Origin of the sequence: Pseudomonas sp. IT-P260 (assembly GCF_949768395.1) — a bacterium.
In the GTDB taxonomy this organism is placed as follows: Bacteria; Pseudomonadota; Gammaproteobacteria; order Pseudomonadales; family Pseudomonadaceae; genus Aquipseudomonas; species Aquipseudomonas parakoreensis.
Window position 1 is genome coordinate 1 of record NZ_CATKPO010000013.1, and the last position, 15663, is coordinate 15663.

The 15663-nt window shown below is 55.8% G+C and carries 12 protein-coding genes, 1 tRNA gene and 1 pseudogene; all 14 read left to right on the forward strand.

Annotated features, from left to right (window positions below; genetic code table 11):
* Window positions 1–157 (forward strand): annotated as a pseudogene (locus ACM6HV_RS10690) (elongation factor Tu); the annotation flags it as partial.
* Window positions 158–210: 53 nt separating this feature from the next.
* Window positions 211–286: transfer RNA gene (locus ACM6HV_RS10695), tRNA-Trp, on the forward strand.
* Between the two features lie 45 nt (window positions 287–331).
* A complete protein-coding gene (gene secE, locus ACM6HV_RS10700; RefSeq protein ID WP_041074957.1) occupies window positions 332–700 on the forward strand; it encodes a preprotein translocase subunit SecE in 369 nt (122 codons plus the stop codon).
* A 9-nt stretch (window positions 701–709) separates the two neighbouring features.
* Entirely contained in the window at window positions 710–1243 is a 534-nt protein-coding gene (nusG, locus tag ACM6HV_RS10705; protein ID WP_025113545.1) for a transcription termination/antitermination protein NusG, read from the forward strand.
* A 117-nt stretch (window positions 1244–1360) separates the two neighbouring features.
* Entirely contained in the window at window positions 1361–1792 is a 432-nt protein-coding gene (gene rplK / locus ACM6HV_RS10710) for a 50S ribosomal protein L11 (protein WP_003228756.1), read from the forward strand.
* Window positions 1792–2487 (forward strand): 50S ribosomal protein L1, encoded by a 696-nt coding sequence (gene rplA / locus ACM6HV_RS10715; RefSeq protein ID WP_003228754.1) that lies wholly within the window; start codon window positions 1792–1794, stop codon window positions 2485–2487. The genes rplK and rplA overlap by 1 nt, the downstream gene beginning before the upstream one ends.
* 198 nt (window positions 2488–2685) lie before the next feature.
* Complete coding sequence (rplJ, locus tag ACM6HV_RS10720; protein ID WP_003228752.1) at window positions 2686–3186, forward strand: 50S ribosomal protein L10; 501 nt, start codon at window positions 2686–2688, stop codon at window positions 3184–3186.
* Window positions 3187–3260: 74 nt separating this feature from the next.
* On the forward strand, window positions 3261–3626 hold the full coding sequence (gene rplL, locus ACM6HV_RS10725; RefSeq protein WP_041074960.1) for a 50S ribosomal protein L7/L12: 366 nt from the start codon (window positions 3261–3263) through the stop codon (window positions 3624–3626).
* A 221-nt stretch (window positions 3627–3847) separates the two neighbouring features.
* Window positions 3848–7921: a DNA-directed RNA polymerase subunit beta gene (gene rpoB, locus ACM6HV_RS10730; RefSeq protein WP_027614262.1), complete on the forward strand. Its 4074-nt coding sequence runs from the start codon at window positions 3848–3850 to the stop codon at window positions 7919–7921.
* A 63-nt stretch (window positions 7922–7984) separates the two neighbouring features.
* Window positions 7985–12184, forward strand: coding sequence for a DNA-directed RNA polymerase subunit beta' (gene rpoC / locus ACM6HV_RS10735; RefSeq protein WP_041074962.1), 4200 nt, complete (start codon window positions 7985–7987; stop codon window positions 12182–12184).
* 215 nt (window positions 12185–12399) lie between these two features.
* The gene (gene rpsL, locus ACM6HV_RS10740) at window positions 12400–12771 is read left to right on the forward strand and encodes a 30S ribosomal protein S12 (RefSeq protein ID WP_003186084.1); all 372 of its coding nucleotides are present in this window, start codon (window positions 12400–12402) and stop codon (window positions 12769–12771) included.
* A gap of 107 nt (window positions 12772–12878) precedes the next feature.
* The gene (rpsG, locus tag ACM6HV_RS10745) at window positions 12879–13352 is read left to right on the forward strand and encodes a 30S ribosomal protein S7 (RefSeq protein ID WP_003228745.1); all 474 of its coding nucleotides are present in this window, start codon (window positions 12879–12881) and stop codon (window positions 13350–13352) included.
* A 30-nt stretch (window positions 13353–13382) separates the two neighbouring features.
* On the forward strand, window positions 13383–15488 hold the full coding sequence (gene fusA, locus ACM6HV_RS10750) for an elongation factor G (RefSeq protein WP_047296931.1): 2106 nt from the start codon (window positions 13383–13385) through the stop codon (window positions 15486–15488).
* Window positions 15489–15519: 31 nt separating this feature from the next.
* Window positions 15520–15663: GTP-binding protein (locus tag ACM6HV_RS10755; RefSeq protein WP_232895364.1), on the forward strand; the 144-nt coding region annotated here is incomplete at its 3' end.

The window sequence follows — 15663 nt, forward strand, 5'->3', positions numbered from 1 at the left end:
ACTGCCAGAAGGCGTTGAAATGGTAATGCCAGGTGACAACATTCAGATGACTGTTACCCTGATCAAAACCATCGCGATGGAAGACGGTCTGCGTTTTGCTATCCGTGAAGGCGGTCGTACCGTCGGCGCTGGCGTCGTAGCCAAAATCATCGAATAAGCGGTTGTAATGTATTTTTCGGGCCGGCATAATGGTCGGCCTGATTTTGTTTTAGGTCAGTAGCTCAATTGGCAGAGCGACGGTCTCCAAAACCGTAGGTTGGGGGTTCGATTCCCTCCTGACCTGCCAGATTCACTCGGTGTGTCTGGCTTTCTTTTCACAGGATCTTCATAGATGACTCCTAAGGCTGAAGCTCAAGGCTCTCGCTTCGATCTGCTAAAGTGGCTTGTGGTTGCTGCTTTGGTGGTTGTGGGTGTAGTTGGCAATCAGTATTACGCTGCTTCGCCGATCCTGTACCGTGTACTCGCATTGCTCGTGATTGCTGCTGTAGCTGCCTTTGTAGGCCTGCAGACTGCAAAGGGCAAGTCGTTCTTTGTACTGGTTAAGGAAGCGCGCACCGAGATTCGTAAAGTCGTATGGCCAACTCGCCAGGAAACTACGCAGACAACATTGATTGTTGTTGCTGTGGTTATCGTTATGGCGTTGCTGTTGTGGGGTGTTGATTCCCTGCTCGGCTGGCTTGTTTCCTTGATTGTCGGCTAAGGGTGTCCCGTGGCTAAGCGTTGGTACGTTGTGCATGCTTACTCGGGTTACGAGAAGCATGTCATGCGCTCGCTGATTGAGCGCGTTAAGCTGGCTGGCATGGAAGATGGCTTCGGCGAAATTCTGGTTCCCACTGAAGAAGTGGTTGAAATGCGTAATGGCCAGAAGCGCAAAAGCGAACGTAAGTTCTTCCCAGGCTATGTGCTGGTACAGATGGATATGAACGAGGGTACTTGGCACTTGGTCAAGGATACTCCTCGGGTGATGGGCTTCATTGGCGGTACCGCCGACAAGCCTGCTCCAATCACCGACAAAGAGGCGGAAGCCATTCTGCGTCGCGTGGCCGATGGTAGTGATAAGCCGAAGCCGAAGACTCTGTTTGAGCCGGGTGAAGTGGTTCGTGTTACCGATGGTCCATTCGCTGACTTTAACGGCACCGTCGAAGAAGTTAACTACGAAAAGAGCCGTGTCCAGGTGGCAGTGCTTATTTTCGGTCGCTCTACCCCGGTAGAGTTGGAGTTCAGTCAGGTCGAAAAGGTCTAACTGAACAAGCATCCCAACCCCGCAGCCCTAGGCTGTGGGGTTTTGTCGTCACTGGGATAAACGCGCAAGTAACCGGGGAGCCTTTCGAGGCGTTCGAACCCGTAATTGGAGTGCCTCATGGCCAAGAAGATTACCGCTTACATCAAGCTGCAAGTGAAGGCCGCTCAGGCTAACCCAAGCCCACCTGTTGGTCCTGCTCTGGGTCAGCACGGCGTGAACATCATGGAATTCTGCAAGGCTTTCAACGCCCGTACTCAGGGTCTTGAAGCAGGTCTGCCGACTCCAGTGATCATCACTGTCTACAGCGACCGTAGCTTCACTTTCGAAACCAAATCCACCCCTGCTTCGGTTCTGCTGAAGAAGGCGGCCGGTCTGACCAGCGGTTCCGCTCGTCCGAACACCGTTAAGGTTGGCACTGTTACCCGTGCTCAGCTGGAAGAAATCGCGAAAACCAAAAACGCGGATCTGACTGCAGCTGATATGGATGCAGCCGTGCGTACTATCGCCGGTTCTGCTCGTAGCATGGGCCTTAACGTGGAGGGTGTGTAATGGCTAAGCTGACCAAGCGTCAAAAGGCTATCGCCGGCAAAATCGAAGCAGGCAAGGCCTACAACATTGTAGACGCTGCTGCTCTGCTGGCTGAGCTGTCGACTGTCAAGTTCAGCGAGTCGTTCGACGTTGCTGTAAACCTGGGTGTAGACCCGCGTAAATCCGACCAGGTTGTTCGTAGCGCTACTGTGCTGCCACACGGCACTGGCAAGACCGTTCGCGTTGCTGTCTTCACCCAGGGTCCAGCTGCTGAGGCCGCTCTGGCTGCCGGCGCTGACCGTGTAGGTATGGACGACCTGGCTGCTGAAATGAAAGGCGGCGACCTGAACTATGACGTAGTGATCGCATCCCCGGATGCCATGCGCGTTGTAGGTCAACTGGGTCAGATCCTCGGTCCACGTGGCCTGATGCCTAACCCGAAAGTCGGCACCGTAACTCCAGACGTAGCTACCGCGGTTAAAAACGCCAAGGCTGGTCAGGTTCGTTATCGCACCGACAAAAACGGCATCATCCACACTTCCGTTGGCAAGATCGGCTTCGATGCCGTCAAGCTGAAGGAAAACGTTGAAGCCCTGATCGCTGATCTGAAGCGTATCAAGCCAGCTTCTTCGAAAGGTATCTACGTCAAGCGCGTTACCCTGAGCACCACTATGGGCCCAGGTCTGGTTATCGACCAGAGCTCGCTGGACGCGTAAGACAAAGGTTGGCGCGTTTGATCGCGCCAATTGAAAGATTGGGGTCCCTGCCTGGCGGGGGCTATCCAAGACCGTAGGCGACGCAAGTCTTAAACCATAAGCCTACGCAGATGGTGCTCCCGGTTCCTTACCGAATCAGACACCAAAACGACATTCGGTTTCGACCGAGTGAAACGGTAACAAGCAGGAGTTAAACCCGTGGCAATTAATCTCGAAGACAAGAAGGCCATCGTCGCTGAAGTCAACGAGGCTGCCAAAGTCGCTCTGTCCGCTGTCGTGGTTGATGCCCGTGGCGTAACAGTAGGCGCAATGACCGGACTCCGTAAAGAGGCTCGTGAAGCTGGCGTTTACGTACGTGTTGTACGTAACACCCTGCTCAAGCGCGCTGTTGCTGACACTGAATACAGTGTCCTCAACGACGTGTTCACCGGCCCGACCCTGATTGCATTCTCGAACGAACATCCGGGCGCTGCTGCCCGTATCTTCAAAGAGTTTGCCAAGGGTCAGGACAAGTTCGAGATCAAGGCAGCTGCGTTCGAGGGCAAGTTCCTCGCAGCTAATCAGATCGACGTACTGGCAACTCTGCCGACCCGTGACGAAGCAATTTCTCAGCTGATGAGCGTGATTCAAGGCGCTACCAGCAAATTGGCTCGTACTCTGGCGGCAATTCGCGACCAGAAAGAAGCTGCCGCAGCCTAAGGCTCGTCGACTTCTCGCGTTTTTTGTTTATTTCGATGGTCGCGTAGGCCGTCCCCCAATTCAGGAATTGAGTCATGTCTCTGACTAACGAACAAATCATCGAAGCAATCGGCCAGAAATCCGTAGTGGAAATCGTTGAGCTGATCAAAGCGATGGAAGAAACCTTCGGCGTTACCGCTGCTGCCGCTTCGGCTGGCCCAGCTGTAGCTGCTGCTGCTGTTGAAGAGCAAACCGAGTTCAACGTTGTCCTGGTTGAAGCCGGCGAGAAGAAAGTAAACGTGATCAAGGCAGTTCGTGAACTGACCGGTCTGGGCCTGAAAGAAGCCAAAGAGAAAGTAGATGGCGCTCCTCAGGTTGTAGCTGAAGGCGTTTCGAAAGAAGCTGCTGAAGACGCTAAGAAGAAGCTGGAAGAAGCAGGCGCTAAAGTCGAGCTGAAATAAGTATCGACTTTGCTCCTCCAGCCCGAGCGTCAAGCGACAGGCTGATGGCTGGTGGCTCTTGCCACCGGCCTTTTTCCGTTATTGGCAGCCGACTGGGTCGGTGCTGATAAAGGCGCTGTAACCACCCGATGCGGTGGCGCAAACCATGGGGTTTGCACGATTTTCTGGCTGCTCCCGTCGGGAGGGGCCAAACAAGCAGGTGACCAAGCTGGGGAACGCTGATGGCTTACTCATATACTGAGAAAAAACGTATCCGCAAGGACTTTAGCAAGTTGCCGGACGTCATGGATGTGCCGTACCTCCTGGCCATCCAGCTGGATTCGTATCGTGAATTCTTGCAAGCGGGAGCGACTAAAGATCAGTTCCGCGACGTGGGCCTGCATGCGGCCTTCAAATCCGTTTTCCCGATCATCAGCTACTCCGGCAATGCTGCGCTGGAGTACGTCGGTTATCGCTTGGGCGAACCGGCATTTGATGTCAAAGAATGCGTATTGCGCGGTGTAACTTTCGCCGTACCTTTGCGGGTAAAAGTGCGCCTGATCATTTTCGACAAAGAATCGTCGAACAAAGCGATCAAGGACATCAAAGAGCAAGAAGTCTACATGGGCGAAATCCCATTGATGACTGAGAACGGTACCTTCGTAATCAACGGTACCGAGCGTGTTATCGTTTCCCAGCTGCACCGTTCCCCGGGCGTGTTCTTCGACCACGACCGCGGCAAGACGCACAGCTCCGGTAAACTGCTGTACTCCGCGCGCATCATTCCTTACCGCGGTTCGTGGCTGGATTTCGAGTTCGACCCGAAAGACTGCGTATTCGTGCGTATCGACCGTCGTCGCAAGCTGCCGGCCTCGGTACTGCTGCGCGCGCTCGGCTACACCACCGAAGAAGTGCTGGACGCTTTCTACACCACCAACGTATTCCACGTTAAAGGCGAAGGCCTGAGCCTGGAACTGGTGCCTCAGCGCCTGCGCGGTGAAGTGGCTGTCCTTGATATCCAGGACGATAAAGGCAAGGTGATTGTCGAGCAGGGCCGTCGTATTACTGCCCGCCACATCAACCAGCTGGAAAAAGCCGGGATCAAAGAGCTGGACGTGCCTCTGGACTACGTTCTGGGTCGCACTACCGCCAAGGTCATCGTGCATCCGGCTACCGGCGAAATCCTGGCAGAGTGCAACACCGAGCTGTCGACCGAAGTCCTGGCGAAAATCGCCAAGGCGGGCGTTGTTCGCATTGAAACTCTGTACACCAACGACATCGACTGCGGTCCGTTCATCTCCGACACGCTGAAGATCGACTCCACCAGCAACCAATTGGAAGCGCTGGTCGAGATCTATCGCATGATGCGTCCAGGCGAGCCGCCAACCAAAGACGCTGCCGAAACCCTGTTCAACAACCTGTTCTTCAGCCCTGAGCGCTATGACCTGTCTGCGGTCGGCCGGATGAAGTTCAACCGTCGTATCGGTCGTACCGAAATCGAAGGTTCGGGCGTGCTGTGCAAGGAAGACATCGTCGCGGTCCTGAAGACTCTGGTCGACATCCGTAACGGTAAAGGCATCGTCGATGACATCGACCACCTGGGTAACCGCCGTGTTCGCTGCGTCGGCGAAATGGCCGAGAACCAGTTCCGCGTTGGCCTGGTGCGTGTTGAGCGTGCGGTCAAAGAGCGTCTGTCGATGGCCGAAAGCGAAGGCCTGATGCCGCAAGACCTGATCAACGCCAAGCCAGTGGCTGCGGCGGTGAAAGAGTTTTTCGGTTCCAGCCAGCTGTCGCAGTTCATGGACCAGAACAACCCGTTGTCCGAGATTACCCACAAGCGTCGTGTCTCTGCACTCGGCCCTGGCGGTCTGACTCGTGAGCGCGCGGGCTTCGAAGTCCGTGACGTACACCCGACTCACTACGGTCGTGTCTGCCCGATTGAAACGCCGGAAGGTCCGAACATCGGTCTGATCAACTCCCTGGCTGCGTACGCTCGCACCAACCAGTACGGCTTCCTGGAAAGCCCGTATCGTGTGGTGAAAGAGGGTGTGGTCACCGACGAGATCGTGTTCCTGTCCGCTATTGAAGAAGCCGATCACGTGATCGCGCAGGCTTCGGCGACCATGAACGAGCAGAAAGTCCTGATCGACGAACTGGTAGCCGTACGTCACCTGAACGAATTCACCGTCAAGGCGCCGGAAGACGTCACCTTGATGGACGTTTCGCCGAAGCAGGTAGTTTCGGTTGCAGCGTCGCTGATTCCGTTCCTCGAGCACGACGACGCCAACCGTGCGTTGATGGGTTCGAACATGCAGCGTCAAGCTGTACCAACCCTGCGCGCTGACAAGCCGCTGGTCGGTACCGGCATGGAGCGTAACGTGGCTCGCGACTCCGGCGTTTGCGTCGTGGCTCGTCGTGGTGGCGTGATCGATTCCGTTGATGCTAGCCGTATCGTGGTTCGTGTTGCCGATGACGAAGTTGAAACCGGTGAGGCCGGTGTCGACATCTACAACCTGACCAAATACACCCGCTCGAACCAGAACACCTGCATCAACCAGCGTCCGCTGGTGAGCAAGGGTGATCGCGTTCAGCGTAGCGACATCATGGCCGACGGCCCGTCCACCGACATGGGTGAACTGGCACTGGGTCAGAACATGCGCATCGCGTTCATGGCATGGAACGGCTTCAACTTCGAAGACTCCATCTGCCTGTCCGAGCGTGTGGTTCAGGAAGACCGTTTCACCACGATCCACATTCAGGAACTGACCTGTGTGGCGCGTGACACCAAGCTTGGCCCAGAGGAAATCACTGCGGACATCCCGAACGTGGGTGAAGCTGCACTGAACAAGCTGGACGAAGCCGGTATCGTTTATGTCGGTGCTGAAGTAGGCGCAGGCGACATTCTGGTGGGTAAGGTCACTCCGAAAGGCGAGACCCAACTGACTCCGGAAGAAAAACTGCTGCGCGCGATCTTCGGTGAAAAAGCCAGCGACGTTAAAGACACCTCCCTGCGTGTACCTACCGGTACCAAAGGTACTGTCATCGACGTACAGGTCTTCACCCGCGACGGCGTTGAGCGTGATGCTCGTGCACTGTCGATCGAGAAGTCCCAGCTGGACGAGATCCGCAAGGATCTGAACGAAGAGTTCCGTATCGTTGAAGGCGCGACCTTCGAACGTCTGCGCTCCGCTCTGGTAGGCCACAAGGCTGAAGGCGGCGCCGGCCTGAAGAAAGGTCAGGACATCACCGACGAAGTACTCGACGGTCTTGAGCATGGTCAGTGGTTCAAACTGCGCATGGCTGAAGATGCTCTGAACGAGCAGCTCGAGAAGGCTCAGGCCTACATCGTTGATCGTCGCCGTCTGCTGGACGACAAGTTCGAAGACAAGAAGCGCAAACTGCAGCAGGGCGATGACCTGGCTCCAGGCGTGCTGAAAATCGTCAAGGTTTACCTGGCAATCCGTCGTCGCATCCAGCCGGGCGACAAGATGGCCGGTCGTCACGGTAACAAAGGTGTGGTCTCCGTGATCATGCCGGTTGAAGACATGCCGCACGATGCCAATGGCACTCCGGTCGACGTGGTCCTCAACCCGTTGGGCGTACCTTCGCGTATGAACGTTGGTCAGATCCTTGAAACCCACCTGGGTCTCGCGGCCAAAGGTCTGGGCGAGAAGATCAACCGGATGGTCGAAGAGCAGCGTAAAGTCGCTGAGCTGCGCACCTTCCTGGACGAGATCTACAACCAGATCGGCGGTCGTAACGAAGATCTGGACAGCTTCTCCGATCAGGAAATCCTGGATCTGGCGAAGAACCTGCGTGGCGGTGTTCCAATGGCCACTCCAGTGTTCGACGGTGCCAAGGAAAGCGAAATCAAGGCCATGCTGAAACTGGCAGACCTGCCGGAAAGCGGCCAGATGCAGCTGACTGACGGCCGTACCGGCAACAAGTTCGAGCGTCCAGTTACCGTTGGCTACATGTACATGCTGAAGCTGAACCACTTGGTAGACGACAAGATGCACGCGCGTTCTACCGGTTCGTACAGCCTGGTTACCCAGCAGCCGCTGGGTGGTAAGGCGCAGTTCGGTGGTCAGCGTTTCGGGGAGATGGAGGTCTGGGCACTGGAAGCATACGGTGCTGCTTACACTCTGCAAGAAATGCTCACAGTGAAGTCGGACGATGTGAACGGCCGTACCAAGATGTACAAAAACATCGTGGATGGCGATCACCGTATGGAGCCGGGCATGCCCGAGTCCTTCAACGTGTTGATCAAGGAAATTCGTTCCCTCGGCATCGATATCGATCTGGAAACCGAATAACACGTGACGCGATCGAGAGCGGGGCAGGACTGCCCGCTCTCTGCTCCGCCAGGAGGAAAGGCCTTGAAAGACCTACTGAATTTGCTGAAAAACCAGGGTCAAGTCGAAGAGTTCGACGCCATCCGTATCGGATTGGCCTCGCCTGAGATGATCCGCTCGTGGTCGTTCGGTGAAGTTAAAAAGCCGGAAACCATCAACTACCGTACGTTCAAACCTGAGCGTGACGGTCTGTTCTGCGCCAAGATCTTTGGCCCGGTAAAGGATTACGAGTGCCTGTGCGGTAAGTACAAGCGCTTGAAGCACCGTGGTGTGATTTGCGAGAAGTGCGGCGTTGAAGTCGCACTGGCCAAGGTTCGTCGTGAGCGCATGGCGCACATCGAACTGGCTTCACCGGTTGCCCACATCTGGTTCCTGAAATCGCTGCCGTCCCGTATCGGCCTGCTGATGGACATGACCCTGCGTGATATCGAACGCGTTCTCTACTTCGAGAGCTACGTCGTTATCGATCCGGGCATGACCACCCTTGAAAAAGGTCAGCTGCTGAACGACGAGCAGTACTTCGAAGCGCTGGAAGAGTTCGGTGATGACTTCGACGCCCGCATGGGTGCTGAAGCTGTCCGTGAACTGCTGCACGCTATCGACCTGGAGCACGAGATTGGCCGTCTGCGCGAAGAGATTCCGCAAACCAACTCGGAAACCAAGATCAAGAAGCTGTCCAAGCGTCTGAAGTTGATGGAAGCCTTCCAGGGTTCCGGCAACCTGCCAGAGTGGATGGTGCTGACCGTTCTGCCGGTTCTGCCGCCAGATCTGCGTCCACTGGTCCCGCTGGATGGCGGTCGTTTCGCGACTTCCGACCTCAACGATCTGTATCGTCGAGTGATCAACCGTAACAACCGTTTGAAGCGCCTGCTTGATCTGTCCGCTCCGGACATCATCGTGCGCAACGAAAAGCGTATGTTGCAGGAAGCTGTCGATGCACTGCTCGACAACGGTCGTCGTGGCCGCGCTATCACCGGTTCGAACAAGCGTCCTCTGAAATCCCTGGCTGACATGATCAAGGGTAAGCAAGGTCGTTTCCGTCAGAACCTGCTCGGTAAGCGTGTTGACTACTCCGGTCGTTCGGTAATTACCGTAGGCCCGACCCTGCGTCTGCACCAGTGCGGTCTGCCGAAGAAGATGGCTCTCGAGCTGTTCAAACCGTTCATTTTCGGCAAGCTGGAAATGCGTGGTCTCGCGACCACCATCAAAGCGGCCAAGAAGATGGTCGAGCGCGAGCTGCCAGAGGTTTGGGACGTTCTCGCTGAAGTGATTCGCGAACACCCGGTTCTTCTCAACCGTGCACCGACCCTTCACCGTCTGGGTATCCAGGCGTTTGAACCGGTACTGATCGAAGGTAAGGCTATCCAGCTGCACCCTCTGGTCTGCGCCGCGTACAACGCCGACTTCGACGGCGACCAAATGGCCGTGCACGTACCGCTGACGCTGGAAGCCCAGCTCGAAGCGCGTGCGTTGATGATGTCGACCAACAACATTCTGTCGCCAGCCAACGGTGAGCCAATCATCGTTCCGTCGCAGGACGTTGTATTGGGTCTGTACTACATGACTCGTGAAGCGATCAACGCCAAGGGCGAAGGTCGTGTGTTCGCGGATCTGCAGGAAGTTGACCGTGTGTTCCGTGCCGGCGAAGCCGCACTGCACGCCAAGGTCAAGGTTCGTATCAATGAAACCGTCAATGACCGTGACGGCAACAGCGTGAGCAACACTCGTATCGTCGACACCACTGTCGGCCGTGCGCTGCTGTTCCAGGTTGTGCCAAAAGGTCTGTCGTACGATGTCGTCAACCTGCCGATGAAGAAAAAGGCGATCTCCAAGCTGATCAACCAGTGCTACCGCGTGGTTGGTCTGAAAGAGACCGTGATCTTCGCTGACCAGTTGATGTACACCGGTTTCGCTTACTCGACCATCTCCGGCGTTTCCATCGGTGTTAACGACTTCGTTATCCCGGATGAAAAAGCCCGCATAATCGGTGCAGCCACCGACGAAGTGAAAGAGATCGAGAGCCAGTACGCCTCCGGCCTGGTAACCCAGGGCGAGAAGTACAACAAAGTGATCGACCTTTGGTCGAAGGCGAACGACGAAGTTTCCAAGGCGATGATGGCCAACCTCTCGAAAGAGAAAGTCATCGACCGTCACGGCGACGAAGTCGACCAAGAGTCCTTCAACTCGATGTACATGATGGCCGACTCGGGTGCGCGGGGTTCCGCTGCACAGATTCGTCAGCTGGCCGGTATGCGTGGTCTGATGGCCAAGCCGGACGGTTCCATCATTGAAACGCCGATTACTGCGAACTTCCGTGAAGGTCTGAGCGTACTCCAGTACTTCATCTCGACTCACGGTGCTCGTAAAGGTCTGGCGGATACCGCGTTGAAAACTGCGAACTCCGGTTACCTGACTCGTCGTCTGGTAGACGTGGCGCAGGATCTGGTTGTAACCGAGATCGATTGCGGCACCGAACACGGTCTGCTGATGACTCCGCATATTGAAGGCGGTGACGTTGTAGAGCCGTTGGGTGAGCGCGTATTGGGTCGTGTTATTGCCCGTGACGTATTCAAGCCAGGCACCGAGGACGTTATTGTTCCTGCCGGTACTCTGGTGGACGAGAAGTGGGTCGAGTTCATCGAGCTGAACAGCATCGACGAAGTGATCGTGCGTTCGCCTATCAGCTGCGAAACCCGCTATGGCATTTGCGCCAAGTGCTACGGCCGTGATCTGGCTCGTGGTCACCAGGTGAACATCGGTGAAGCGGTCGGCGTTATTGCTGCCCAGTCCATCGGTGAGCCGGGTACCCAGCTGACGATGCGTACGTTCCACATCGGTGGTGCGGCAAGCCGTACTTCCGCAGCCGACAGCGTTCAGGTGAAGAATGGCGGTACCGTCCGTCTGCACAACCTGAAACACGTTGAGCGAGTGGATGGCCACCTGGTTGCTGTGTCCCGTTCCGGTGAGCTGGCCATCGCTGACGACTTCGGTCGTGAGCGCGAGCGTTACAAGCTGCCGTACGGTGCTGTGATTTCGGTTAAAGAAGGTGACAAGGTCGACGCTGGCGCAATCGTGGCCAAGTGGGATCCGCACACTCACCCGATCGTTACCGAAATGAAAGGTACCGTGACCTACGTGGGCATGGAAGAAGGCATCACGATCAAGCGTCAGACTGACGAATTGACCGGTATGACCAACATTGAAGTACTCGACGCGAAAGATCGTCCAGCTGCGGGCAAGGAAATCCGTCCAGCAGTGAAGATGGTCGATGACAACGGCAAGGATCTGTTGCTGCCAGGCACTGACGTTATCGCTCAGTACTTCCTGCCAGCCAACGCCCTGGTCGGTGTTGCGGACGGTGCGAAGATCGCGATCGGTGATGTTATCGCTCGTATCCCGCAAGAAACTTCGAAAACCCGCGACATCACCGGTGGTCTGCCGCGTGTTGCCGACCTGTTCGAAGCTCGTCGTCCGAAAGAAGCGTCGATTCTGGCTGAAGTCAGCGGCACCATCGCGTTCGGTAAAGAGACCAAAGGCAAGCGCCGTCTGGTTATTACCCCGAACGACGGTAGCGATCCGTACGAAGAGCTGATTCCGAAGTGGCGTCACCTGAACGTGTTCGAAGGCGAACAGGTTAACCGCGGCGAAGTTATCTCCGACGGTCCAAGCGATCCGCACGACATCCTGCGTCTGCTGGGTGTGAGCGCGCTGGCCAAGTACATCGTGAACGAGATCCAGGACGTTTACCGTCTGCAAGGCGTGAAGATCAACGATAAGCACATCGAGACCATCTTGCGTCAGATGCTGCGTAAAGTTGAGATCTCCGAGTCCGGCGATTCCAGCTTCATCAAGGGCGACCAGATGGAACTGACTCACGTACTGGTAGAGAACGAGCGTCTGAATGCGGAAGACAAGTTTGTCTCCAAGTTCACCCGCGTTCTGCTGGGTATCACCAAGGCGTCGTTGTCGACCGAATCGTTCATCTCGGCGGCTTCCTTCCAGGAAACCACCCGCGTACTGACCGAAGCGGCAGTCACCGGCAAGCGCGACTACCTGCGCGGCCTGAAAGAAAACGTGGTCGTGGGTCGTCTGATCCCGGCCGGTACCGGTCTGGCTTATCACAGCGAGCGCAAGCGTCGTCGTGATGCAGACAAGCCGTTGCGCGTAAGCGCCAGTGAAGTGGAAGCTGCACTGACCGAAGCGCTGAACTCGAGCGGTAACTGAGTTCTGCGGTAAATAAGCTGAGGCCCTGATCGCTCCGTTCGTCGAATCGAGACAAATTGTCAAGGTTCGACGGGCGGGGAGGTCGGGGCCTTGCCTTGACTGGGGGCAAGATCCTCTTTAGACTCTTGATCCCCTAAATTTGGCGGGAATCCGTTCCTGTCATTTTGCTTTTCTTGCAAGACAATAGCGTCGCAAGACAACAGTGGAGCTAGTAGATGGCAACTATCAACCAGCTGGTACGTCAGCCGCGTAAGCGTATCGTCGAGAAATCCGACGTACCTGCGCTGCAGAACTGCCCGCAACGTCGTGGCGTGTGCACCCGTGTGTACACCACTACGCCGAAAAAACCTAACTCGGCACTGCGTAAAGTATGCCGTGTGCGTCTGACCAACGGTTTCGAGGTTTCCTCGTACATCGGTGGTGAAGGCCACAACCTGCAAGAGCACAGCGTGGTACTGATCCGCGGCGGTCGTGTAAAAGACTTGCCAGGTGTTCGTTACCACACCGTTCGCGGCTCCTTGGATACTTCCGGCGTTAAAGGCCGTAACCAGGGTCGTTCGAAGTACGGTACCAAGCGTCCGAAGTAATCGGCCGTTTTGCAGATTTTCATTTTATTGAGTCGATAAGAGTAAGGTCGGGCTTGCATCCACTGGATCTGTCCCGAACTAACCTGAAGACCGCTTGAGGGCTTATCATGCCAAGACGTCGCGTAGCAGCAAAGCGTGAGATTCTGGACGATCCGAAATACGGAAGCCAGATCCTCGCCAAATTCATGAACCACGTTATGGAAAGCGGCAAGAAAGCCGTTGCCGAGCGTATCGTTTATGGTGCCCTGGAAACCGTGAAGGCTCGTAAGGCCGGCACCGATCCCCTGGAACTCTTCGAAAAAGCACTCGACGCCATCGCTCCGCTGGTCGAAGTGAAGTCGCGCCGCGTTGGTGGTGCTACTTACCAGGTTCCGGTCGAGGTTCGTCCTTCCCGCCGTAACGCTCTGGCAATGCGCTGGTTGGTAGACTTCGCCCGTAAGCGTGGCGAGAAGTCTATGGCTCTGCGCTTGGCTGGCGAACTGCTGGATGCTGCTGAAGGTAAAGGTGCTGCTGTTAAGAAGCGTGAAGACGTGCACCGTATGGCCGAAGCCAACAAAGCTTTCTCGCACTACCGCTTCTAATTTTAGCTTCACTAATTTTGCGAGGGCTTTATGGCTCGTACTACTCCGATTAGTCGCTACCGTAACATCGGTATCGTCGCTCACGTGGATGCTGGTAAAACCACCACCACCGAGCGCGTCCTTTTTTACACTGGCAAAAGTCACAAAATGGGCGAGGTGCATGACGGCGCCGCGACCACAGACTGGATGGTGCAGGAGCAGGAGCGTGGTATTACCATTACTTCTGCTGCCATCACCGCCTTCTGGAAAGGTTCCGAGAAGCAGTATCCTCACGAACACCGCTTCAACGTCATCGATACCCCGGGCCACGTAGACTTCACCATTGAAGTTGAACGTTCCCTGCGCGTACTCGACGGCGCTGTCGTTGTATTCTGCGGTACTTCGGGTGTTGAGCCTCAGTCGGAAACCGTATGGCGTCAAGCCAACAAATACGGCGTTCCACGTCTTGTTTACGTAAACAAGATGGACCGTGCTGGTGCCAACTTCCTGCGCGTGATCGGTCAGATCAAACAGCGTCTGGGTCACACTCCAGTGCCGATTCAGCTGGCTATCGGTTCGGAAGACAACTTCCAGGGCCAGATCGACCTGATCAACATGCAGGCTGTTTACTGGAACGACTCTGACAAGGGTATGGTTCCTGTTCGCAAGGAAATCCCTGCGGACATGCTCGAGCTGGCTACTGAGTGGCGCAGCAACATGGTTGAGGCTGCGGCCGAAGCCAGTGAAGAGCTGATGAACAAGTACCTGGAAGGCGAAGAGCTGTCGATCGAAGAGATCAAGGCTGCTCTGCGTCAGCGCACTATCGCTGGCGAAATCGTTCTGGCTGTGTGCGGTTCTTCGTTCAAGAACAAGGGCGTTCCCCTGGTTCTCGACGCCGTTATCGACTTCCTGCCTGCTCCAACCGACATTCCTGCGATCAAGGGTTCCAACCCTGATAACGAGGAAGAGGAAATGGAGCGTCACGCAAGTGACGACGAGCCGTTCGCGGCACTGGCGTTCAAAATCGCTACTGACCCATTCGTGGGTACCTTGACCTTCGTCCGCGTTTACTCGGGCGTGTTGAACTCCGGCGACGGCGTAATCAACTCGGTTAAAGGCAAGAAAGAGCGCGTGGGTCGTATGGTGCAAATGCACGCAAACGCCCGTGAAGAGATCAAGGAAGTGCGCGCTGGCGACATCGCGGCCCTGATCGGCATGAAGGACGTCACCACTGGTGAAACCCTCTGCAACGCTGACAAGCCAATCATCCTGGTTCGTATGGACTTCCCGGAGCCGGTTATTTCGGTTGCCGTAGAGCCTAAGACCAAGGATGACCAGGAAAAAATGGGTATCGCACTGGGCAAACTGGCTCAGGAAGACCCGTCTTTCCGCGTTAAGACTGATGAAGAGACTGGTCAGACGATCATCTCCGGCATGGGCGAGTTGCACCTGGACATCCTGGTTGACCGGATGCGCCGTGAGTTCAACGTCGAAGCCAACATCGGCAAGCCTCAAGTTTCGTACCGTGAGCGCATCACGAAGAACTGCGAAATCGAAGGCAAGTTCGTTCGCCAGTCCGGCGGTCGCGGCCAGTTCGGTCACTGCTGGATCCGTTTTGCTCCTGCTGACGAAGGTCAGGAAGGTCTGCAATTCCTGAACGAAGTAGTAGGTGGTGTGGTTCCTAAGGAATACATCCCGGCTATCCAGAAGGGTATCGAAGAGCAGATGAAGAACGGCGTTGTTGCCGGCTATCCGCTGATCGGCCTGAAGGCTACCGTGTTCGATGGTTCTTACCACGACGTCGACTCCAACGAGATGGCGTTTAAAGTGGCTGCTTCCATGGCGACCAAGCAACTGGCCCAGAAGGGTGGTGGTGAGTTGCTCGAGCCGATCATGGCGGTAGAGGTTGTTACGCCTGAAGACTATATGGGTGATGTGATGGGCGACCTTAACCGTCGTCGCGGCATGATCCAGGGTATGGAAGACACAGTGTCCGGCAAGGTTATCCGTGCCGAGGTTCCACTGGGTGAGATGTTCGGTTATGCGACCGACGTTCGTTCCATGTCCCAGGGTCGCGCAAGCTACTCTATGGAATTCAAAAAATACGATACGGCTCCGTCGCACATCGTCGAATCCGTAACCAAAAAACAAGGCTGATTCAGCCCCTTTAGGCTAGGAGTTAATTGTCGTGGCTAAAGAAAAATTTGATCGTTCCCTACCGCACGTCAACGTTGGCACCATCGGTCACGTTGACCACGGTAAAACCACTCTGACCGCTGCTCTGACTCGCGTCTGCTCCGAAGTTTTCGGTTCGGCCGTAGTTGAATTCGAC

Bases quoted from the DNA above. Each gene is read 5' to 3' on its own strand.
- secE (WP_041074957.1), top strand. From the start codon at position 332: ATGACTCCTAAGGCTGAAGCTCAAGGCTCTCGCTTCGATCTGCTAAAG.
- rplK (WP_003228756.1), top strand. From the start codon at position 1,361: ATGGCCAAGAAGATTACCGCTTACATCAAGCTGCAAGTGAAGGCCGCT.
- rplA (WP_003228754.1), top strand. From the start codon at position 1,792: ATGGCTAAGCTGACCAAGCGTCAAAAGGCTATCGCCGGCAAAATCGAA.
- rplL (WP_041074960.1), top strand. From the start codon at position 3,261: ATGTCTCTGACTAACGAACAAATCATCGAAGCAATCGGCCAGAAATCC.
- rpoB (WP_027614262.1), top strand. From the start codon at position 3,848: ATGGCTTACTCATATACTGAGAAAAAACGTATCCGCAAGGACTTTAGC.
- rpsL (WP_003186084.1), top strand. From the start codon at position 12,400: ATGGCAACTATCAACCAGCTGGTACGTCAGCCGCGTAAGCGTATCGTC.
- rpsG (WP_003228745.1), top strand. From the start codon at position 12,879: ATGCCAAGACGTCGCGTAGCAGCAAAGCGTGAGATTCTGGACGATCCG.
- fusA (WP_047296931.1), top strand. From the start codon at position 13,383: ATGGCTCGTACTACTCCGATTAGTCGCTACCGTAACATCGGTATCGTC.